The organism is Bordetella genomosp. 13, from assembly GCF_002119665.1.
GTDB lineage: Bacteria > Pseudomonadota > Gammaproteobacteria > Burkholderiales > Burkholderiaceae_B > Bordetella.
This window is the reverse complement of the sequence record NZ_CP021111.1, coordinates 3,517,520-3,532,687: the sequence shown is the minus strand read 5'-3', so window position 1 is coordinate 3,532,687 and position 15,168 is coordinate 3,517,520. Positions and strand designations below refer to the sequence as shown.

Sequence of the window (15,168 nt, the reverse complement as noted above, 5' to 3'; positions counted from 1 at the left end):
CATGACGACTCTGGTAATTGCCGAACACGATAACGCCCAGCTCAAGGGCGCGACCCTGAACGCCGTGGCCGCCGCCGCGAAGATCGGCGGCGACGTGCACGTCCTGGTCGCCGGCTCCAACGCCCGCGGCGTTGCCGACGAGGCCGCGCGCGTGGCCGGCGTGGCCAAGGTGCTGCTGGCCGACGCGCCGCAACTGGCCGAAGGCCTGGCCGAAAACGTCGCGGCGCAGGTGCTGGCCGTGGCCGCTTCGTACAGCCACATCCTGTTCCCTGCCACCGCCGCGGGCAAGAACGTGGCTCCGCGCGTGGCCGCCAAGCTCGACGTCGCGCAGATCTCCGACATCATCTCGGTCGAATCCGCCGACACGTTCCAGCGTCCCATCTACGCCGGCAACGCCATCGCCACCGTGCAGTCGGGCGACTCGGTCAAGGTCATCACGGTGCGTACCACCGCGTTCGACGGCGCTGCCGCCGAAGGCGGCTCGGCCGCGGTCGAAGCGGTCGAGGCCGTGGCCGACTCGGGCAAGTCGACGTTCGTCGGCCGCGAAGTCGCCAAGAGCGACCGTCCCGAACTGGCCGGCGCGCGGGTAGTGGTCTCGGGCGGACGCGGCCTGGGCAGCGCCGAGAACTTCAAGATCCTGGATCCGCTGGCCGACAAGCTGGGCGCGGCCCTGGGCGCCTCGCGCGCCGCGGTCGACGCGGGCTATGCCCCCAACGACTGGCAGGTCGGCCAGACCGGCAAGATCGTTGCCCCGCAGCTGTACGTGGCAGTGGGTATCTCGGGCGCCATCCAGCACCTGGCCGGCATGAAGGATTCCAAGGTCATCGTGGCCATCAACAAGGATCCCGAAGCCCCGATCTTCGGCGTGGCCGATTATGGGCTCGTCGGCGATCTGTTCACGGTCGTGCCCGAACTGACGTCGGCGCTGTAAGGCCGTCATCGCCTGCGGCCGGCCGCGCCTGGCCGCGCCGCCTGTTCCATGCAAACGCCCGTCCAGTTGCCTGGACGGGCGTTTGCATTCCTGCCGCCCGGCGGCGTGCGGCCGCGGCCTACCAGCGATACCGGACGCTGGCGATCACCGTGCGCCGGCTGCCGAGATAGCAGTAGCCCGCGTCGCAGGTGGTGTATTCGCGATCGAACAGGTTTCGGGCGTTGACCTGCGTGCTCCAGCCCTTGAAGCGCGAGTCGAGGCGCTCCAGGTCGTAGCTGATCTTCGCGTCGGCCAGCGTGTGCGGCGAGTTGCTGAAGGTGTTGCCGGCATCGCCCCAGCTGGTGCCGGTGTAGCGCACGCCGAATCCCAATCCCAGGCCGGCCAGCGCCGTATCGGGTTGGAATTCGTAGTCGGCCCATAGCGAGAAGTTGTGCCGCGGCGTGCCCGACAGCGTACGTCCCACGGTGGCCTCGTCGCCCGCGCGGTTGACGGCCGCCAGGTAGGTATAGGCGCCGCGCAGGTTCAGTCCGCGGACCACCTCGAGGGCGGCTTCCAGTTCGACGCCTCGCGAACGCACCTCGCCGGTCTGGACCTGGAAGAGCGGGTTGTCCGGATCGGTGACGAGGCTGTGGTTCTGCGTCAGCTGGAAGAGCGACGCGGCCACGTAGCCGTCCTGGCCCGGCGGAGCATACTTGACACCCACCTCCACCTGTTTGGCCGTCGTGGGCGCGAAAGCGCTGCCGTCCATGCCGGCGCCCAGGTTGGGCGAGAACGAGGTGGAGTAGCTGGCGTACGGCGCGATGCCGTTGTCGAACACGTAGGTCAGGCCGGCGCGTCCGGTGAACTTCCGGTCGATGGCCTTCTGCCGGCTGCTCGCCAACAGGTCGTCGGTGATGGTGGTGCTCCAGTCGTGGCGGCCGGTAAGCGTCAGGACCCAGCGGTCGAACCTGGCCTGCTCTTGCAGGTACAGGCCGGTCTGGCGCTGGCTGCGGTTATAGCGCGAGTATGTCGACGGCGGATCGTTCACGGGGCCCAGCGGCTCCAGCGTGCTCGCGTCGACGGGCGAGGCTTCGCCGAAGCCGATGCCGCCGTCCAGCGACAGGCGCGAATAGTCCAGGCCGGCCAGCACGGTGTGCCGCATGCCGGCGGCCGAGAAGTCCGCCTGGACCTGGTTGTCGACGACGAAGGAAGTCATCCGGTCGTGGACGTAGCCGGTGGAGCGGCCGATGGTCTGCGTGGCCTCGTCAGTCTCGCCCAGGGAGGTGTAGCGCACGTGGGTGTTGGCGCGGCCGTACCGCAGGTTCTGGCGCACGGTAAGCGCGTCGTTCACGCGATGTTCGGCCAGGTAGCCGACGCGGTACTGCTCCTGCGTCTGCTCGTTGTAGTCGTCCAGCACGCCGGGCGAACCGTCGTCCGCGGATCCGGTCCAGGCATAGGCGGGAAGCGCGGCCGGCGTCTTGGACTTCTGGTATTCGCCCAGCAGGGTGATGCTGGTGCGCGCGTCGGGCTTCCAGGTCAGGGCCGGGGCGATGAAGGTCATGTCGTCCGTGCCGCGACCCAGTATGTTGGGCGAGCCGGCATCGCGCACCACGCCGGTCAGGCGGTACAGCCACTGGCCGCTGTCGTCGGCGCGGCCTCCGATGTCGAACTGGCCCTGCTTGCGCTGGTAATTGCCGGTCTGCAACTCGACCTCGCCGAACGGCTCATCCACCGGGCGCTTCGAGGTGACGTCGACCACGCCGCCCGGCGAGCCCAGCCCATACAGCGCCGAACTGGGGCCCCGCAGCACGGTGACGCTTTCCACGCCATAGGGCTCGATCTTGAACACCGACATGCTCGAGCCGGGCAATCGCAGACCATCGCGATAGATGCCGTTGTAGGTCATATCGAAGCCGCGGACCGTGAAAGCGTCGAAGCGGGGGTCGAAGCCGCTTTGCTCGGTGCGCACGCCCGGCGTGTAGGCGATGGCCTCGGTCAGCGACTGCACCTTGCGATCGTCCAGTTCCGTCCGCGTGGTGACGGTGACGGCCTGCGGCGTCTCGATCAGCGGCGTGTCCGTCTTGGTGCCGGCGTGGCTTTCCTCGGCCACGTAGCCGGCGCCCACCGCGCTGTTCCAACTGCCTACCGTGGTGACGGCGGGCAGCGTCGGCACGGCCTGCGGCGCGGCCGGTGGCGCCGGGCGCAGCACGTAGCCCGACCCGGTGCGGCTGGCGGCGTAGCCGCTGCCTCGCAACAGCTGGTCGAAGCCTTCCTGGACCGTATGGCGGCCCTGCAGGCCCGGTGTGTTCAATCCGCGCAGCCGGCCGGCGTCCATGACGATGGAGACGCCCGATTGCTGTGCATAGCGGTTCAGCGCGGAAGCCAACGGTCCGGCGGGTATGTCGTATTCGATGGCGCCGGGCGCGGCCTGCGCGTGCGCGGCGGCCACGCAGGCCGATCCCAGCGGAACGAAGGCGGCCAGGGCGGCGCGCAGCGCCAGGGCGGCCGGCGACAGGCGCGCCGGACGGCTGCGTCCGTCGTTCGGCGCGGCAATGAAGAAGGACATGAGACGTTTCCTCGTGTTTGTGGTTTCCCACGGTTTGACGAACGAGAAACGGAAAGTGGAACCGGAGGATGCGACGACCCGCTTCGCCCCAAGACTCAGCGCGGGGCGCGTGGCGGGGCGTCGACGAGCACTAGGTAAGGGGTGTAGGTGCGCACCCGCAGCGCCGGGAAACTGGCCTGCAGCAGCGCTAGCGCGCGGTCCGGGGCGTCGAGCGGCAATACCGCGCTGACGCGGATGTGTGCGATCTGGGCGCGGTCGTAGCGCATCATGCCCGGCCGGTGCCGCCGCAACGTGTCCAGGACCTCTGACAGCGGCCGGTCGTCGACCACCAGTTGCCGCCGTCGCCACGCCTCTTCCAGCGCCTCAGCGTCGACGGGACGCACGGCGCCGACCGAGGTGGCCGTGATACGCACCTGCTCGCCGGCGTGCACGCGCACCGCGGCCTCATCGCCGGCATTGCGCTGGGCGGCCGCCTGCACCGAGGTGGCGGATTCGATCATGCCCAGCCGCGTGGCGTCGTCGCCGCGCTCGACCACGAAGCGCGTGCCCAGCGCGCGGATGCGTCCGTGCGATGTGTCGACCAGGAAGGGCCGGCCGGCGTCGCTGGCCACCTCGATGAGTATGTCGCCCCGCAACAGCTCGATCTCGCGGCGATGACTGTCGTAGCGCAGGTCGACGGCGCTGTCGCTGCCGAGGGTGATGCGGCTGCCGTCCGGCAGGGTCTGCATGCGCCACTGTCCCGTCGAGGTGCGCAGGTCGGCCGTCAGGTGGGCGAAGGTCGGCACGCCTAGCGCTGCCCAGAGCGCCGCGCCCAGTACAAGCGCGACGGCGGCGAACGCGGCATTGCGGCGCCTGGCGCGCTGGCGCTTGCCGGCATGGGCCCGTGCGGCGTCCAGGGCCGCGCGGACCGGGCGGGCGCTGCCCGCGGCCTGGCCGCGCAGGGTCCTCACGCGGCCGAGCAGGGCTTCCATGTCCGCCGCCGCCGCGGCATGGCGCGGATCGGCGCGCTTCCAGTCGTCGAACTCGCGGTGTGCGCGTTCGCGCTCGGCCGCGTCGTCGTCGGTCAGCAGCACGATCCATTGCGCTGCCTGCTCGGCCAGCGCATCGGGCGGCGGCGCGGCAGCGAAAGGCGGGGACATGCCGGACGTCATGGGCGGCACTCGTCCAGGGCCGGACACAGCGCGCGGCACTGCAGCAGCACCTGCACCAGGTACTTCTGCACCATCCGTTTCGAGACGCCGAGGTCCGCAGCGATAGCCGCGTGGGTCTGCCCATCCAGGTAATGGCGCAGGAATGCTTCGCGCATCCGGGGCGACACCGCGTCGAGAGCGGCGCCTATCTGTTCCAGCGCCTGCACCGCCATCAGCACCTCGTCTGGCGAAGGATGGCAGGGCAGCGAGTCGGCCAGCACCGCCAGTTCGGCCAGATAGGCCTGTTCGATCGCCTGGCGTCGGGCGCGGTCGGCGAGCAGCCATTTGGCGGTGGAGGTCAGGTAGGCGCGCGGTTCCCGGATGCCCAGCAAGGCATCGCGCGAGGCCATGATGCGCACGAACGTGTCCTGCGCCAAGTCGGCGGCATGATGGGCGTCGCCGAGCTTGTGGCGCAGCCAGCGCTGCAGCCAGCCATGATGGTCGGCGTACAGGGTTTCGATCTGCTGGGGATGGGAAAGCGGGTTGGAGGCCACCGGGATCTTTCTCGTGTCCGCGGCGTACGTCCGGCGGTGCTGAGGATGCGAATTATTTTCATTCTAGTGGATGCCGCGCGGCGCTGGCAAGCGCGTGCGCAAGGCGGGGATGCCTCCGGATTTCCGGGTAGCATTGGGCTTGGAGTCAGCCGCGACAATGGCGCGGTGGTCGGTAAGTTCCCCCGGCGGCGCAGAACGCCGGTCGGCCCCTGGCACAACAGCAAATGGAGACGAGCTTGATCCCCTTCACTCCCCCTGTGCGCGATATCCGGTTCGCGCTCGATGAACTGGCTGGATTGGCCGACGTGCTCAAGCTGCCGGGCTTCGAGGAAATCACTCCGGACCTGGTGGACGCCATCCTCGAAGAAAACGCGCGCTTCGTCGCCGAGGTGGTGGGGCCGCTGAACGACAAGGCCGAACGGCAGCCCCCTGTGTGCGAGAACGGCTCGGTCACCACCACGCCCGGTTACGCGCAGGCGTTTCGGCAATACGCCGAGGGCGGCTGGCAGGGCCTGCAGCATCCCCAGCGTTGGGGCGGCCAGGGCCTGCCGCACCTGGTGGCCGCGCCCGCCGGCGAGAACATCCAGGCGGCCAGCCTGGCTTTCTCGCTGTGCCCCATGCTGACTGACGGGGTGATCGAGGCGCTGTTGACGGTGGGTTCCGAGCCGCAGCGCAAGCAGTTCGTGCCCAACCTGATCGGCGGCAAGTGGACCGGCACCATGAACCTGACCGAACCGCAGGCCGGTTCGGACCTTGCGCTGATTTCCACGCGCGCCGTGCGCCAGGACGATGGCAGCTACCGGCTGACGGGCCAGAAGATCTTCATCACCTATGGCGAGCACGATCTCGCCGAGAACATCATCCACCTGGTGCTGGCCCGCACGCCGGACGCGCCGGCTGGGGTGAAGGGCATCTCGCTGTTCATCGTGCCGAAGTTCCTCGTCGACGACGCCGGCAACCTGGGCAAGCGCAACGACGTGTGGTGCGCCTCGCTGGAGCACAAGCTGGGCATCCATGGCAGCCCCACCGCGGTGTTGCTGTATGGCTCGGGCAAGGGCGAGGTGGGCGAGGGCGCCGTCGGCTATCTGGTGGGCGAGCAGAACCGCGGTCTCGAGTACATGTTCATCATGATGAATGCGGCCCGCTATTCCGTGGGACAGCAGGGCATCGGCGTGTCCGAGCGAGCCACCCAGCAGGCGCTGGCCTATGCGCGCGAGCGCATCCAGGGGCGTGCGGTGGAGGGCTCGGCGGGCCCCGTGTCGATCGCCCACCATCCCGACGTGCAGCGCATGCTGCTGACGATGCGCGCGTTGACCGACGCGGCGCGCGCCGTGTCCTACGTCGCCGCGGCCGCGCACGACAAGGGCACGCACCATACCGATGCCGAGGTGCGGTCGCGCAACCGCGCGCTCTATGAGTACCTGGTGCCGGTGGTGAAAGGCTTCTCCACCGAGTCCGCGGTCGAGGTGGCCTCGCTGGGCGTGCAGGTGCACGGGGGCATGGGTTTCATCGAGGAGACCGGCGCCGCGCAACACTATCGCGACGCGCGCATCCTGCCTATCTATGAGGGCACCACCGCCATCCAGGCCAACGACCTGGTCGGCCGCAAGACGCTGCGCGACGGCGGCGCCACGGCGTATGCCATCGTCGCCGCGATGCGCGACACGCTGAAGGCCGTCGAGGCCGAAGTGGCGCGAGCCGACGAGGCCGACCGCGCCGGCCTGCGCCTCTTGCGCGACAACCTGGACCAGGCCATCCAGGCCTACGAGCACGCGGTGGGCTTTATTCTCGAGAACGCCTCGTCGAACGTGCGCGCCGTCTTCGCCGGCAGCGTGCCCTATCTGATGCTGGCCGGCACGGTGCTGGGCGGCTGGCAGATGGCCCGCGCGGCGCTGGCATGCCGGCGCAAGCTGGCGGCACGCGCCGACGCCGATCCGTTCTACCGCCACAAGCTCGCCACGGCGCTGTTCTATGGCGCGCACATACTGCCCCGCGCGCTGGCGCTGTCGTCGGCGGTGCGCAGCAGCGATGTGGCCGACGCCTGCGCGGCGCAGGCGGATATTGCATAAGGTTATATGCGTTCGATATTTCCGCCCGATTTGGTTTGATGAAAGAATCGATCGGCTCACCAACCTGACATCAGGGAGATAAACATGCCTCAACTCCGCCTGGGCGATACCGCCCCCGATTTCGAACAGCAATCGTCGCAGGGTCTCATCCGCTTCCACGAGTACCTGGGCGACAAATGGGGCGTGCTGTTCTCGCATCCGGCCGATTTCACGCCCGTGTGCACCACCGAACTGGGCTACACGGCCAAGCTGGCCGATGAATTCGCCCGCCGCAACGTCAAGGTGCTGGCCCTGTCGGTGGATGGCGCCGAGTCGCACACGAAGTGGATCGACGACATCAACGACACGCAGTCCACCACGGTGAACTTCCCCATCCTGGCCGACGAAGACCGCAAGGTCTCCGAGCTTTACGACATGATCCACCCCAACGCCAGCGCCACCGCCACGGTGCGTTCGGTGTTCATCATCGATCCGGCCAAGAAGGTGCGCCTGATCATCACCTACCCGGCCAGCACGGGGCGCAACTTCAACGAGATCCTGCGCGTCATCGATTCGCTGCAGCTGACCGACAGCCACAGCGTGGCCACGCCGGTCAACTGGGAAGACGGCGACGACGTCATCATCGTGCCCTCGCTGAAGGACGAGGCGGTGATCGCCGAGAAATTCCCCAAGGGCTACAAGGCGGTGCGTCCCTACCTGCGCATCACCCCGCAACCCAACAAGTAGCAGCCGCGGCGCATGCCGCGCCTGCCACGACCATGCCGGCCTCGCGCCGGCATTTTTTTGGCCGTCGGCGCGGCATATATCGTCTGGCGATGAACAACCAATAAATCATTAGTTCCGTTCACAAGCGTCGCCGAGCAGACTTGCTTCCAGCTTTTCACAACTTGAAGAAACGGACGGAAGCATGCGACTCAAGAAGCTCGGACTTTTCAGTGCAGTGCTCGCCTTGGCGGCCGCCACGCTGGTCGGCGCGCCCGCCGCCCAGGCGCAGAAGACACAGGCGTTGCTGAACGTCTCGTACGATCCCACGCGGGAGCTCTACCGCGCCATCGATGACGCCTTCATCAAGCAGTACAAGGACAAGGCCGGCGTCACGCTCGCCATCCGTCAGTCGCACGGCGGCTCGGGCAGCCAGGCACGGTCGGTCATCGACGGCCTGGAAGCCGACGTGGTGACGCTGGCGCTGGCCTATGACATCGACGCGATCTCGGCGCGCGGGCTCCTGCCTGCCGACTGGCAGAAGCGCCTGCCGAACAACAGCTCGCCCTACACCTCGACTATCGTGTTCCTGGTGCGCAAGGGCAATCCCAAGCAACTGCGCGACTGGGACGACCTGCTGAAGGACGGCGTGCAGGTCATCACCCCCAACCCCAAAACGTCTGGCGGCGCCCGCTGGAACTATCTGGCGGCCTGGGCCTATGCGCTGGAGAAGAACGGCGGCAGCGAAGAGAAGGCCCGCCAGTTCGTCGGCGATCTGCTCAAGCACGTGCCCGTGCTCGACAGCGGCGCGCGCGGCGCCACCACCACCTTCGTCGAGCGCGGCGTGGGCGACGTGCTGCTGGCGTGGGAGAACGAGGCCTTCCTGGCGCGCGAGGAACTGGGTCCCGACAAGTTCGACATCGTGGTCCCATCGCTGTCCATCCTGGCCGAGCCGCCGGTGGCCGTGGTCGACAAGGTGGTCGACAGGAAAGGCACCCGCGAGGCCGCGCAGGCCTACCTGAGCTACCTTTACACGCCCGAGGCGCAGGAGATCATCGCGCGCAACTTCTACCGTCCCACAGACAAGACCGTTGCCGCCAGACATGAAAACCGCTTTCCCAAGCTGAAGCTCGTCACCATCGACGACCCGATCTTCGGCGGCTGGCAGGCCGCGCAGAAGAAGCACTTCAGCGACGGCGGCACGTTCGACCAGGTCTACAAGCCGCAGCGTTGACAGGCGATACGAAGATGCAGCCATCCGAGGGACGGGCCGCCCCACTGCGCGGCATGAAGGGGCACACATGATTGCGGCGAATCCGGCAGGCGCGCAGGCGCCTGTCCGCCCACGGCGAAACCGGCCCGGCGTGCTGCCGGGTTTCGGTCTTTCGATGGGCTACTCGGTCTTCTATCTTTGCGTGCTGGTGCTGATACCGCTGGCCGCGCTGCCCATGAAAAGCGCCGGACTGGGGTGGGGCGGGTTCTGGGAGACGGTGACTTCGCCCCGCGTGGTGGCCTCGTACCAGCTCACGTTCGGCGCCTCGCTGCTGGCGGCCTTCGTCAACCTGGTGTTCGGCTCCATCGTGGCGTGGGTGCTGGTGCGCTATCGATTCGCCGGCAAGCAGATCATCGACGCGCTGGTCGATCTTCCTTTTGCGCTGCCCACCGCGGTGGCTGGCATTGCCCTGACGGCGCTGTACGCGCAGAACGGCTGGCTGGGCAAGCCGCTGCAGCAATGGTTCGACCTGAAGGTGGCGTTCACGCCGCTGGGCATCGTCATCGCGCTGATCTTCATCGGGCTGCCCTTCGTGGTGCGCACGGTGCAGCCGGTGCTGGAAGACGTGGAACGCGAGCTCGAGGAAGCCGCCGCCAGCCTCGGCGCCGGGCGGTGGCAGACCCTGCGCCGCGTGCTGTTGCCGGCGCTGCTGCCCGCGCTGTCCACGGGATTCGCGCTGGCCTTCGCGCGCGCGGTGGGCGAGTACGGGTCGGTGGTGTTCATCGCGGGCAACATGCCCATGGTGTCCGAGATCACGCCGCTGCTGATCATCGTCAAGCTCGAGCAGTTCGATTACGCCGGCGCGGCCGCCATCGCCACCGTGATGCTCGCCATTTCGTTCGTGCTGCTGCTGTTGATCAATCTTCTGCAGGGTTGGCAGTCGCGACGCGGCGGGAGGGCCCGATGAGCGCCGTGCCGCGTCCGCCCCACCTTACCGAGCCGCGCTGGATCCGCGGGCTGCTGATATCTGTGGCGCTGGGCTTCCTGGCCCTGTTCCTGCTCGTGCCGCTGGCCGCGGTGTTCGCCGAGGCGCTGCGCAAGGGCTGGGACCTGTACCTGGCCGCCATCGTCGAGCCCGACGCGTGGGCCGCCATCAAGCTCACGCTGCTGGTCGCCGCGATCGCCCTGCCGCTCAATCTGCTGTTCGGCGTGGCCGTGGCCTGGGCCGTCACCAGGTTCGAGTTCCGCGGCAAGCAGATACTGGTCACGCTGATCGACCTGCCGTTCTCGGTGTCGCCGGTGGTGGCGGGCATGGTGTTCGTGCTGCTGTTCGGTTCGCAGGGATGGTTCGGCCCATGGCTGCAGGACAACGACCTGAAGATCGTCTATGCGCTGCCTGGCGTGATCCTCGCCACGCTGTTCGTCACGTTTCCGTTCGTCGCGCGCGAACTGATTCCGCTGATGCAGGCGCAAGGCAGCGAGGAAGAGCAGGCCGCCCTGACGCTGGGCGCCAGCGGCTTGCAGATCTTCTGGCGCGTCACGCTGCCCAACATCCGATGGGGCCTGCTGTACGGCGCGATCCTTTGCAACGCGCGGGCCATGGGCGAATTCGGCGCGGTGTCGGTGGTGTCGGGCAAGATCCGCGGATTGACCAACACCATGACCCTGCACGTCGAGATTCTCTACAACGAGTACCAATTCGCGGCGGCATTCGCGGTGGCCTCGCTGCTGGCGCTGCTGGCGCTGGTCACGCTCGTGGCCAAGAACCTGGTGGAGTGGCGCGGTGCGCGGCAGGCGCGCTCTGCTCCTGTCGCCCGGCCTTCCGGCGCATCGCCCGCGGCGTTGCCCGCACGTCTCGAGGAAGCGGCATCATGAGCATCGAAGTCAGGAATCTCCACAAGCAGTTCGGCGCATTCCGCGCCCTGGACGACGTGTCGCTGCACATCGACACCGGCGAACTCGTGGCGCTGCTGGGGCCCTCGGGCTGCGGCAAGACCACGCTGCTGCGCATCATCGCCGGCCTGGAGACGCCGGATACCGGCAGCGTGCTGTTCTCGGGCGAGGACGCGACCGACGTCGACGTGCGCCAGCGCCAGGTCGGCTTCGTGTTCCAGCATTACGCGCTGTTCCGCCACATGACCGTGTTCGAGAACGTCGCGTTCGGCCTGCGCGTGCGGCCGCGCTCGCAACGGCCTTCCGAAGCGCAGATCCGCGCCAAGGTGCACGAGCTGTTGAACCTGGTGCAGCTGGACTGGCTGGCCGACCGTTATCCGGCGCAACTGTCGGGTGGGCAACGCCAGCGCATCGCGCTGGCCCGCGCGCTGGCGGTGGAGCCGCGGGTATTGCTGCTGGACGAGCCGTTCGGCGCGCTGGACGCCAAGGTGCGCAAGGAACTGCGGCGCTGGCTGCGGCGCCTGCACGACGAACTGAACGTCGCCAGCGTGTTCGTCACGCACGACCAGGAAGAGGCGCTGGAAGTGGCCGACCGGGTGGTGCTGATGAACGCCGGGCGGATCGAGCAGGTTGGCACGCCGCGCGAGGTCTGGGAACGTCCCGCCACGCCGTTCGTGCACGGCTTCCTGGGCGATGTGAATACGCTGCACGGCCACGCGGCGCGCGGGCTGTGGCAGGCCGACGGCATCACGCTGGCCGCGCCCGGGCTCGACCAGGACGAGCGCCTGCCGGCCATCGCCTACGTGCGCCCGCACGACATCGACCTGGTGCGCGACGAGGGCGGCGCGTCCGGCGGCATACGCGTGCGGGTAGGGCACGTCTACATGGCCGGACCCAGCGCCTGCCTCGAGCTGCAACGCCTGGACCAGGACGCCATCATCGAGGCCGAGCTGCCCGAGCCCCTGTATCGCGGGCTTGGGCTGAAACAGGGCGACGTGCTGCTCGCGCAGCCGCGCCGGGCCGCGGTGTACGCCTCGCAAACAGGGGCTGCGCGATGAGCGGGCAGTCTTTCGGGCCGACCGAGCAAGCCGCGCCGGCGCTTTCCGCCGCCGTCGCGGCGCGCTGGCGCGCGTTGCAGGACAGCCTGGCCGCGATAGCGGAAAGCCATCCCGATGCCGTCCTGGCTTCGTCGCTGGCCGCAGAAGACATGGTGCTGACCCACGCGATTTTCCGCGGGGGACTACCGCTGCGCGTGTTCACGCTGGACACAGGGCGGCTGCATGCCGAGACCCTGGCCATGCTGCCGCGCATCGAGACGACGTACGGGCGCGCGGTGGACGTGTGGCGGCCCGATGCGCAGGCCGTCGCCGCGCACGTGGCCCGGCACGGCGCCTATGCGTTCTATGAAAGCGTGGAGCTGCGCAAGGCCTGTTGCCAGATCCGCAAGGTCGACCCTCTGCGGCGCGCGCTGGCCGGGCACAGCGCCTGGATCACCGGCCAGCGCCGCGAACAGGCTGCCACGCGCGGCGAGTTGCCCGAGTCCGAGCACGACCCGGTGTTCGGCCTGCACAAGTTCAATCCGCTCGCGGCCTGGACCGGGGACGAGGTCTGGCAACTCATCCGCGTGTTCGACATCCCCTACAACCCGCTGCACGACCAGGGCTATCCGTCGATCGGCTGCGAGCCCTGTACGCGCGCCATCCGCCCCGGCGAGGACGTGCGCGCGGGGCGCTGGTGGTGGGAGTCGTCCGACTCGAAAGAGTGCGGCCTGCATGCGGGCAACCGCGTCATACCGGTGACGGCGCGTTGAGGCGCGGCGCCGGGGCATTCGATACACACTGAGGAAATTCCATGTCCATCGTGACCCATCGCAGCCATCTCGATTGGCTTGAGTCGGAGGCGATCTACATCCTGCGCGAGGTGGCCGCGGAATGCGCGCGCCCCGTGCTGCTGTTCTCGGGCGGCAAGGATTCGGTGGTGCTGCTGCGCCTGGCCGAGAAGGCCTTCCGGCCGGGCCCATTTCCTTTCCCGCTGATGCACGTCGACACCGGCCACAACTTCGACGAGGTGATCGCGTTTCGCGACGCCCGCGCGGCGGAGCTGGGCGAGACGCTGATCGTGCGCAGCGTCGAGGATTCGATCCGCCGCGGCAGTGTGGTGCTGCGCCATGCGAACGATTCGCGCAATGCGGCGCAGGCCGTGACGCTGCTCGAGGCGATCGAGGAATTCGGCTTCGACGCGTGCATCGGCGGCGCGCGCCGCGACGAAGAAAAGGCGCGCGCCAAGGAGCGCATCTTCTCGTTCCGCGACGCGTTCGGGCAGTGGGATCCGAAGGCACAGCGCCCCGAACTGTGGAACATCTTCAACACCCGCGTGCATCCGGGCGAGAACATGCGGGTGTTTCCCATCTCCAACTGGACCGAACTGGACGTGTGGCAGTACATCCAGCGCGAGAGCCTGGCGCTGCCCTCCATTTACTACAGCCACGCGCGGGACGTGGTGCGCCGCAAGGGACTGCTGGTGCCCGTGACGCCGCTGACGCCGCCCGCCGAGGGCGAGACGGTCGAGCGGCTGGCGGTGCGCTTTCGCACGGTGGGCGACATCTCGTGCACCTGCCCGGTGGCATCCGAGGCGGCCGACCCCGCCGCGATCATCGCCGAGACCGCCGTGACCGACATCACCGAGCGCGGCGCCACGCGCATGGACGACCAGACTTCCGAGGCGTCGATGGAACGGCGCAAGCGCGAAGGCTATTTCTGAATGCGGGCAACGCCGCAGAGGGCTGCATGAATACCATCAACGATTCGTTCCTGGGCGGGGCCGACAACGGCGTGCTGCGCCTGATCACCGCCGGCTCGGTGGACGACGGCAAGTCCACGCTGATCGGCCGGCTGCTGTACGACAGCAAGGGTGTGTTCGCCGATCAGCTGGATGCCATCGCGCGCGCCAAGTACAAACGCGTGGCGGGCGACGGCATCGACTTCTCGCTGCTGACCGACGGCCTGGAGGCCGAGCGCGAGCAGGGCATCACTATCGACGTGGCCTACCGCTACTTCTCCACGCCGCTGCGCAAATTCATCATCGCCGACGCGCCGGGGCACGAGCAGTACACGCGCAACATGGTCACGGGCGCGTCCACGGCGGATGCGGCCATCATCCTGATCGACGCCACGCGCGCGGCCGACGGCAATCTGTTGCCGCAGACCAAGCGCCACAGCACGATCGCGCGGCTGCTGGGCATCCGGCACATCGTCGTGGCGGTGAACAAGATGGACCTGGTCGATTGGGACCGCGCCGTGTTCGAGCGCATCCGCCTGTCCTACGCCGAACTCGCGGGCCGCCTCGACCTGCCGGATTTCCACATCCTGCCGCTGTCGGCGCTGAACGGCGACAACGTGGTGAGCGTCTCGGCGCACACGCCGTGGTACCCGGGCCCGCCGCTGCTCGCGCTGCTGGAGACCCTGGCTGTGGCCGATGACGGCCGCGGCCTGCCGCTGCGCCTGCCGGTGCAATGGGTGCTGCGGCATGGCGGCGATCGCGCCGACGATTTCCGCGGCTACGCGGGGCGACTGGCCAGCGGTGTGCTGCGCGTGGGCGATGCCGTGGCCGTGCAGCCCTCCGGGCAGCAGGCGATTGTCAGCCGCGTGCTGCGCGGCGGGCGAGACGTGGACGAGGCGGTGGCCGGCGATTCGGTGGCCGTGGTGCTGGACCGCGACGTGGATGTGTCGCGCGGCGACACGCTGTCGCATCCCGGCGCGCAGGCGCGGACCGCCCGGGAGTTCGAGGCGGAGCTGTGCTGGCTCGATGCGCAGCCGCTCAACCCGGCGCGCCGCTACCTGCTCAAGCATGGCGCCCGGCTGACCTCGGCCAGGATACGCGCCGTGCATACACAGCGCGACATCCACGAACTTCGCGAGATCGCGAACGAGGGCGGCACACTGGCGATGAACGACATCGGCACGGTGTCGCTGCAGACGCGCGAGATGCTCGCGGTGGATGGCTACCACGCTTTGCCGGCCAATGGCGCCTTCATTCTCATTGACGAGGCCACTCACCAGACCGCGGCCGCCGGAATGCTGCGTTGAGCCCTTGTTGTTTTTTGGCAAAACCCAACGCCGGCGCGGGTTTGCA

The 15,168-nt window shown here is 68.4% G+C and carries 13 protein-coding genes; 10 read left to right on the top strand and 3 right to left on the bottom strand.

All coding sequences use genetic code 11. From position 1 onward, the window contains the following. The first annotated feature begins 1 nt into the window (after position 1). Positions 2 to 931 carry an electron transfer flavoprotein subunit alpha/FixB family protein gene (locus CAL15_RS15845; protein ID WP_086079477.1) on the top strand — a complete coding sequence of 310 codons (930 nt, stop codon included), beginning with the start codon at positions 2 to 4 and terminating at the stop codon, positions 929 to 931. 118 nt (positions 932 to 1,049) lie between these two features. On the opposite strand, the gene CAL15_RS15840 is transcribed toward CAL15_RS15845, so the two are convergent. The 3 genes from CAL15_RS15840 to CAL15_RS15830 form a co-directional block, all read right to left on the bottom strand. Beyond that, the gene (locus CAL15_RS15840) at positions 1,050 to 3,476 is read right to left on the bottom strand and encodes a TonB-dependent siderophore receptor (RefSeq protein WP_086079476.1); all 2,427 of its coding nucleotides are present in this window, start codon (positions 3,474 to 3,476) and stop codon (positions 1,050 to 1,052) included. A gap of 95 nt (positions 3,477 to 3,571) precedes the next feature. Next, positions 3,572 to 4,627: a FecR family protein gene (locus CAL15_RS15835; RefSeq protein WP_232467991.1), complete on the bottom strand. Its 1,056-nt coding sequence runs from the start codon at positions 4,625 to 4,627 to the stop codon at positions 3,572 to 3,574. After that, positions 4,624 to 5,166, bottom strand: coding sequence for a sigma-70 family RNA polymerase sigma factor (locus CAL15_RS15830; RefSeq protein WP_086079475.1), 543 nt, complete (start codon positions 5,164 to 5,166; stop codon positions 4,624 to 4,626). Before CAL15_RS15830 ends, CAL15_RS15835 begins: the two co-directional genes overlap by 4 nt. A gap of 233 nt (positions 5,167 to 5,399) precedes the next feature. On the opposite strand from CAL15_RS15830, the gene CAL15_RS15825 reads away from it, so the two are divergent. From CAL15_RS15825 to CAL15_RS15785, 9 genes are all read left to right on the top strand, one after another. Further along, positions 5,400 to 7,229, top strand: a complete 1,830-nt coding sequence (locus tag CAL15_RS15825; protein ID WP_086081129.1) for an acyl-CoA dehydrogenase — start codon at positions 5,400 to 5,402, stop codon at positions 7,227 to 7,229. Between the two features lie 84 nt (positions 7,230 to 7,313). After that, positions 7,314 to 7,955 (top strand): peroxiredoxin, encoded by a 642-nt coding sequence (locus CAL15_RS15820; RefSeq protein WP_086079474.1) that lies wholly within the window; start codon positions 7,314 to 7,316, stop codon positions 7,953 to 7,955. Between the two features lie 181 nt (positions 7,956 to 8,136). After that, positions 8,137 to 9,165: a sulfate ABC transporter substrate-binding protein gene (locus CAL15_RS15815; protein ID WP_086079473.1), complete on the top strand. Its 1,029-nt coding sequence runs from the start codon at positions 8,137 to 8,139 to the stop codon at positions 9,163 to 9,165. A 67-nt stretch (positions 9,166 to 9,232) separates the two neighbouring features. After that, positions 9,233 to 10,111 carry a sulfate ABC transporter permease subunit CysT gene (cysT, locus tag CAL15_RS15810; protein WP_086079472.1) on the top strand — a complete coding sequence of 293 codons (879 nt, stop codon included), beginning with the start codon at positions 9,233 to 9,235 and terminating at the stop codon, positions 10,109 to 10,111. After that, positions 10,108 to 11,019: a sulfate ABC transporter permease subunit CysW gene (gene cysW / locus CAL15_RS15805; RefSeq protein ID WP_086079471.1), complete on the top strand. Its 912-nt coding sequence runs from the start codon at positions 10,108 to 10,110 to the stop codon at positions 11,017 to 11,019. The genes cysT and cysW overlap by 4 nt, the downstream gene beginning before the upstream one ends. Further along, on the top strand, positions 11,016 to 12,095 hold the full coding sequence (locus CAL15_RS15800) for a sulfate/molybdate ABC transporter ATP-binding protein (protein ID WP_086079470.1): 1,080 nt from the start codon (positions 11,016 to 11,018) through the stop codon (positions 12,093 to 12,095). The genes cysW and CAL15_RS15800 overlap by 4 nt, the downstream gene beginning before the upstream one ends. Then, positions 12,092 to 12,847: a phosphoadenylyl-sulfate reductase gene (locus tag CAL15_RS15795; RefSeq protein WP_086079469.1), complete on the top strand. Its 756-nt coding sequence runs from the start codon at positions 12,092 to 12,094 to the stop codon at positions 12,845 to 12,847. Before CAL15_RS15800 ends, CAL15_RS15795 begins: the two co-directional genes overlap by 4 nt. A gap of 41 nt (positions 12,848 to 12,888) precedes the next feature. After that, on the top strand, positions 12,889 to 13,797 hold the full coding sequence (gene cysD, locus CAL15_RS15790; RefSeq protein WP_086079468.1) for a sulfate adenylyltransferase subunit CysD: 909 nt from the start codon (positions 12,889 to 12,891) through the stop codon (positions 13,795 to 13,797). A gap of 26 nt (positions 13,798 to 13,823) precedes the next feature. Further along, a complete protein-coding gene (locus tag CAL15_RS15785) occupies positions 13,824 to 15,122 on the top strand; it encodes a sulfate adenylyltransferase subunit 1 (protein ID WP_086079467.1) in 1,299 nt (432 codons plus the stop codon). Positions 15,123 to 15,168: the final 46 nt, after the last annotated feature.

Coding starts and splice junctions, on each gene's coding strand:
- CAL15_RS15785 (WP_086079467.1), top strand. CDS start 13,824: ATGAATACCATCAACGATTCGTTCCTGGGCGGGGCCGACAACGGCGTG.
- cysW (WP_086079471.1), top strand. CDS start 10,108: ATGAGCGCCGTGCCGCGTCCGCCCCACCTTACCGAGCCGCGCTGGATC.
- CAL15_RS15795 (WP_086079469.1), top strand. CDS start 12,092: ATGAGCGGGCAGTCTTTCGGGCCGACCGAGCAAGCCGCGCCGGCGCTT.
- cysD (WP_086079468.1), top strand. CDS start 12,889: ATGTCCATCGTGACCCATCGCAGCCATCTCGATTGGCTTGAGTCGGAG.
- CAL15_RS15840 (WP_086079476.1), bottom strand. CDS start 3,476: ATGTCCTTCTTCATTGCCGCGCCGAACGACGGACGCAGCCGTCCGGCG.
- CAL15_RS15800 (WP_086079470.1), top strand. CDS start 11,016: ATGAGCATCGAAGTCAGGAATCTCCACAAGCAGTTCGGCGCATTCCGC.
- CAL15_RS15845 (WP_086079477.1), top strand. CDS start 2: ATGACGACTCTGGTAATTGCCGAACACGATAACGCCCAGCTCAAGGGC.
- CAL15_RS15835 (WP_232467991.1), bottom strand. CDS start 4,627: ATGACGTCCGGCATGTCCCCGCCTTTCGCTGCCGCGCCGCCGCCCGAT.
- CAL15_RS15815 (WP_086079473.1), top strand. CDS start 8,137: ATGCGACTCAAGAAGCTCGGACTTTTCAGTGCAGTGCTCGCCTTGGCG.
- cysT (WP_086079472.1), top strand. CDS start 9,233: ATGATTGCGGCGAATCCGGCAGGCGCGCAGGCGCCTGTCCGCCCACGG.
- CAL15_RS15820 (WP_086079474.1), top strand. CDS start 7,314: ATGCCTCAACTCCGCCTGGGCGATACCGCCCCCGATTTCGAACAGCAA.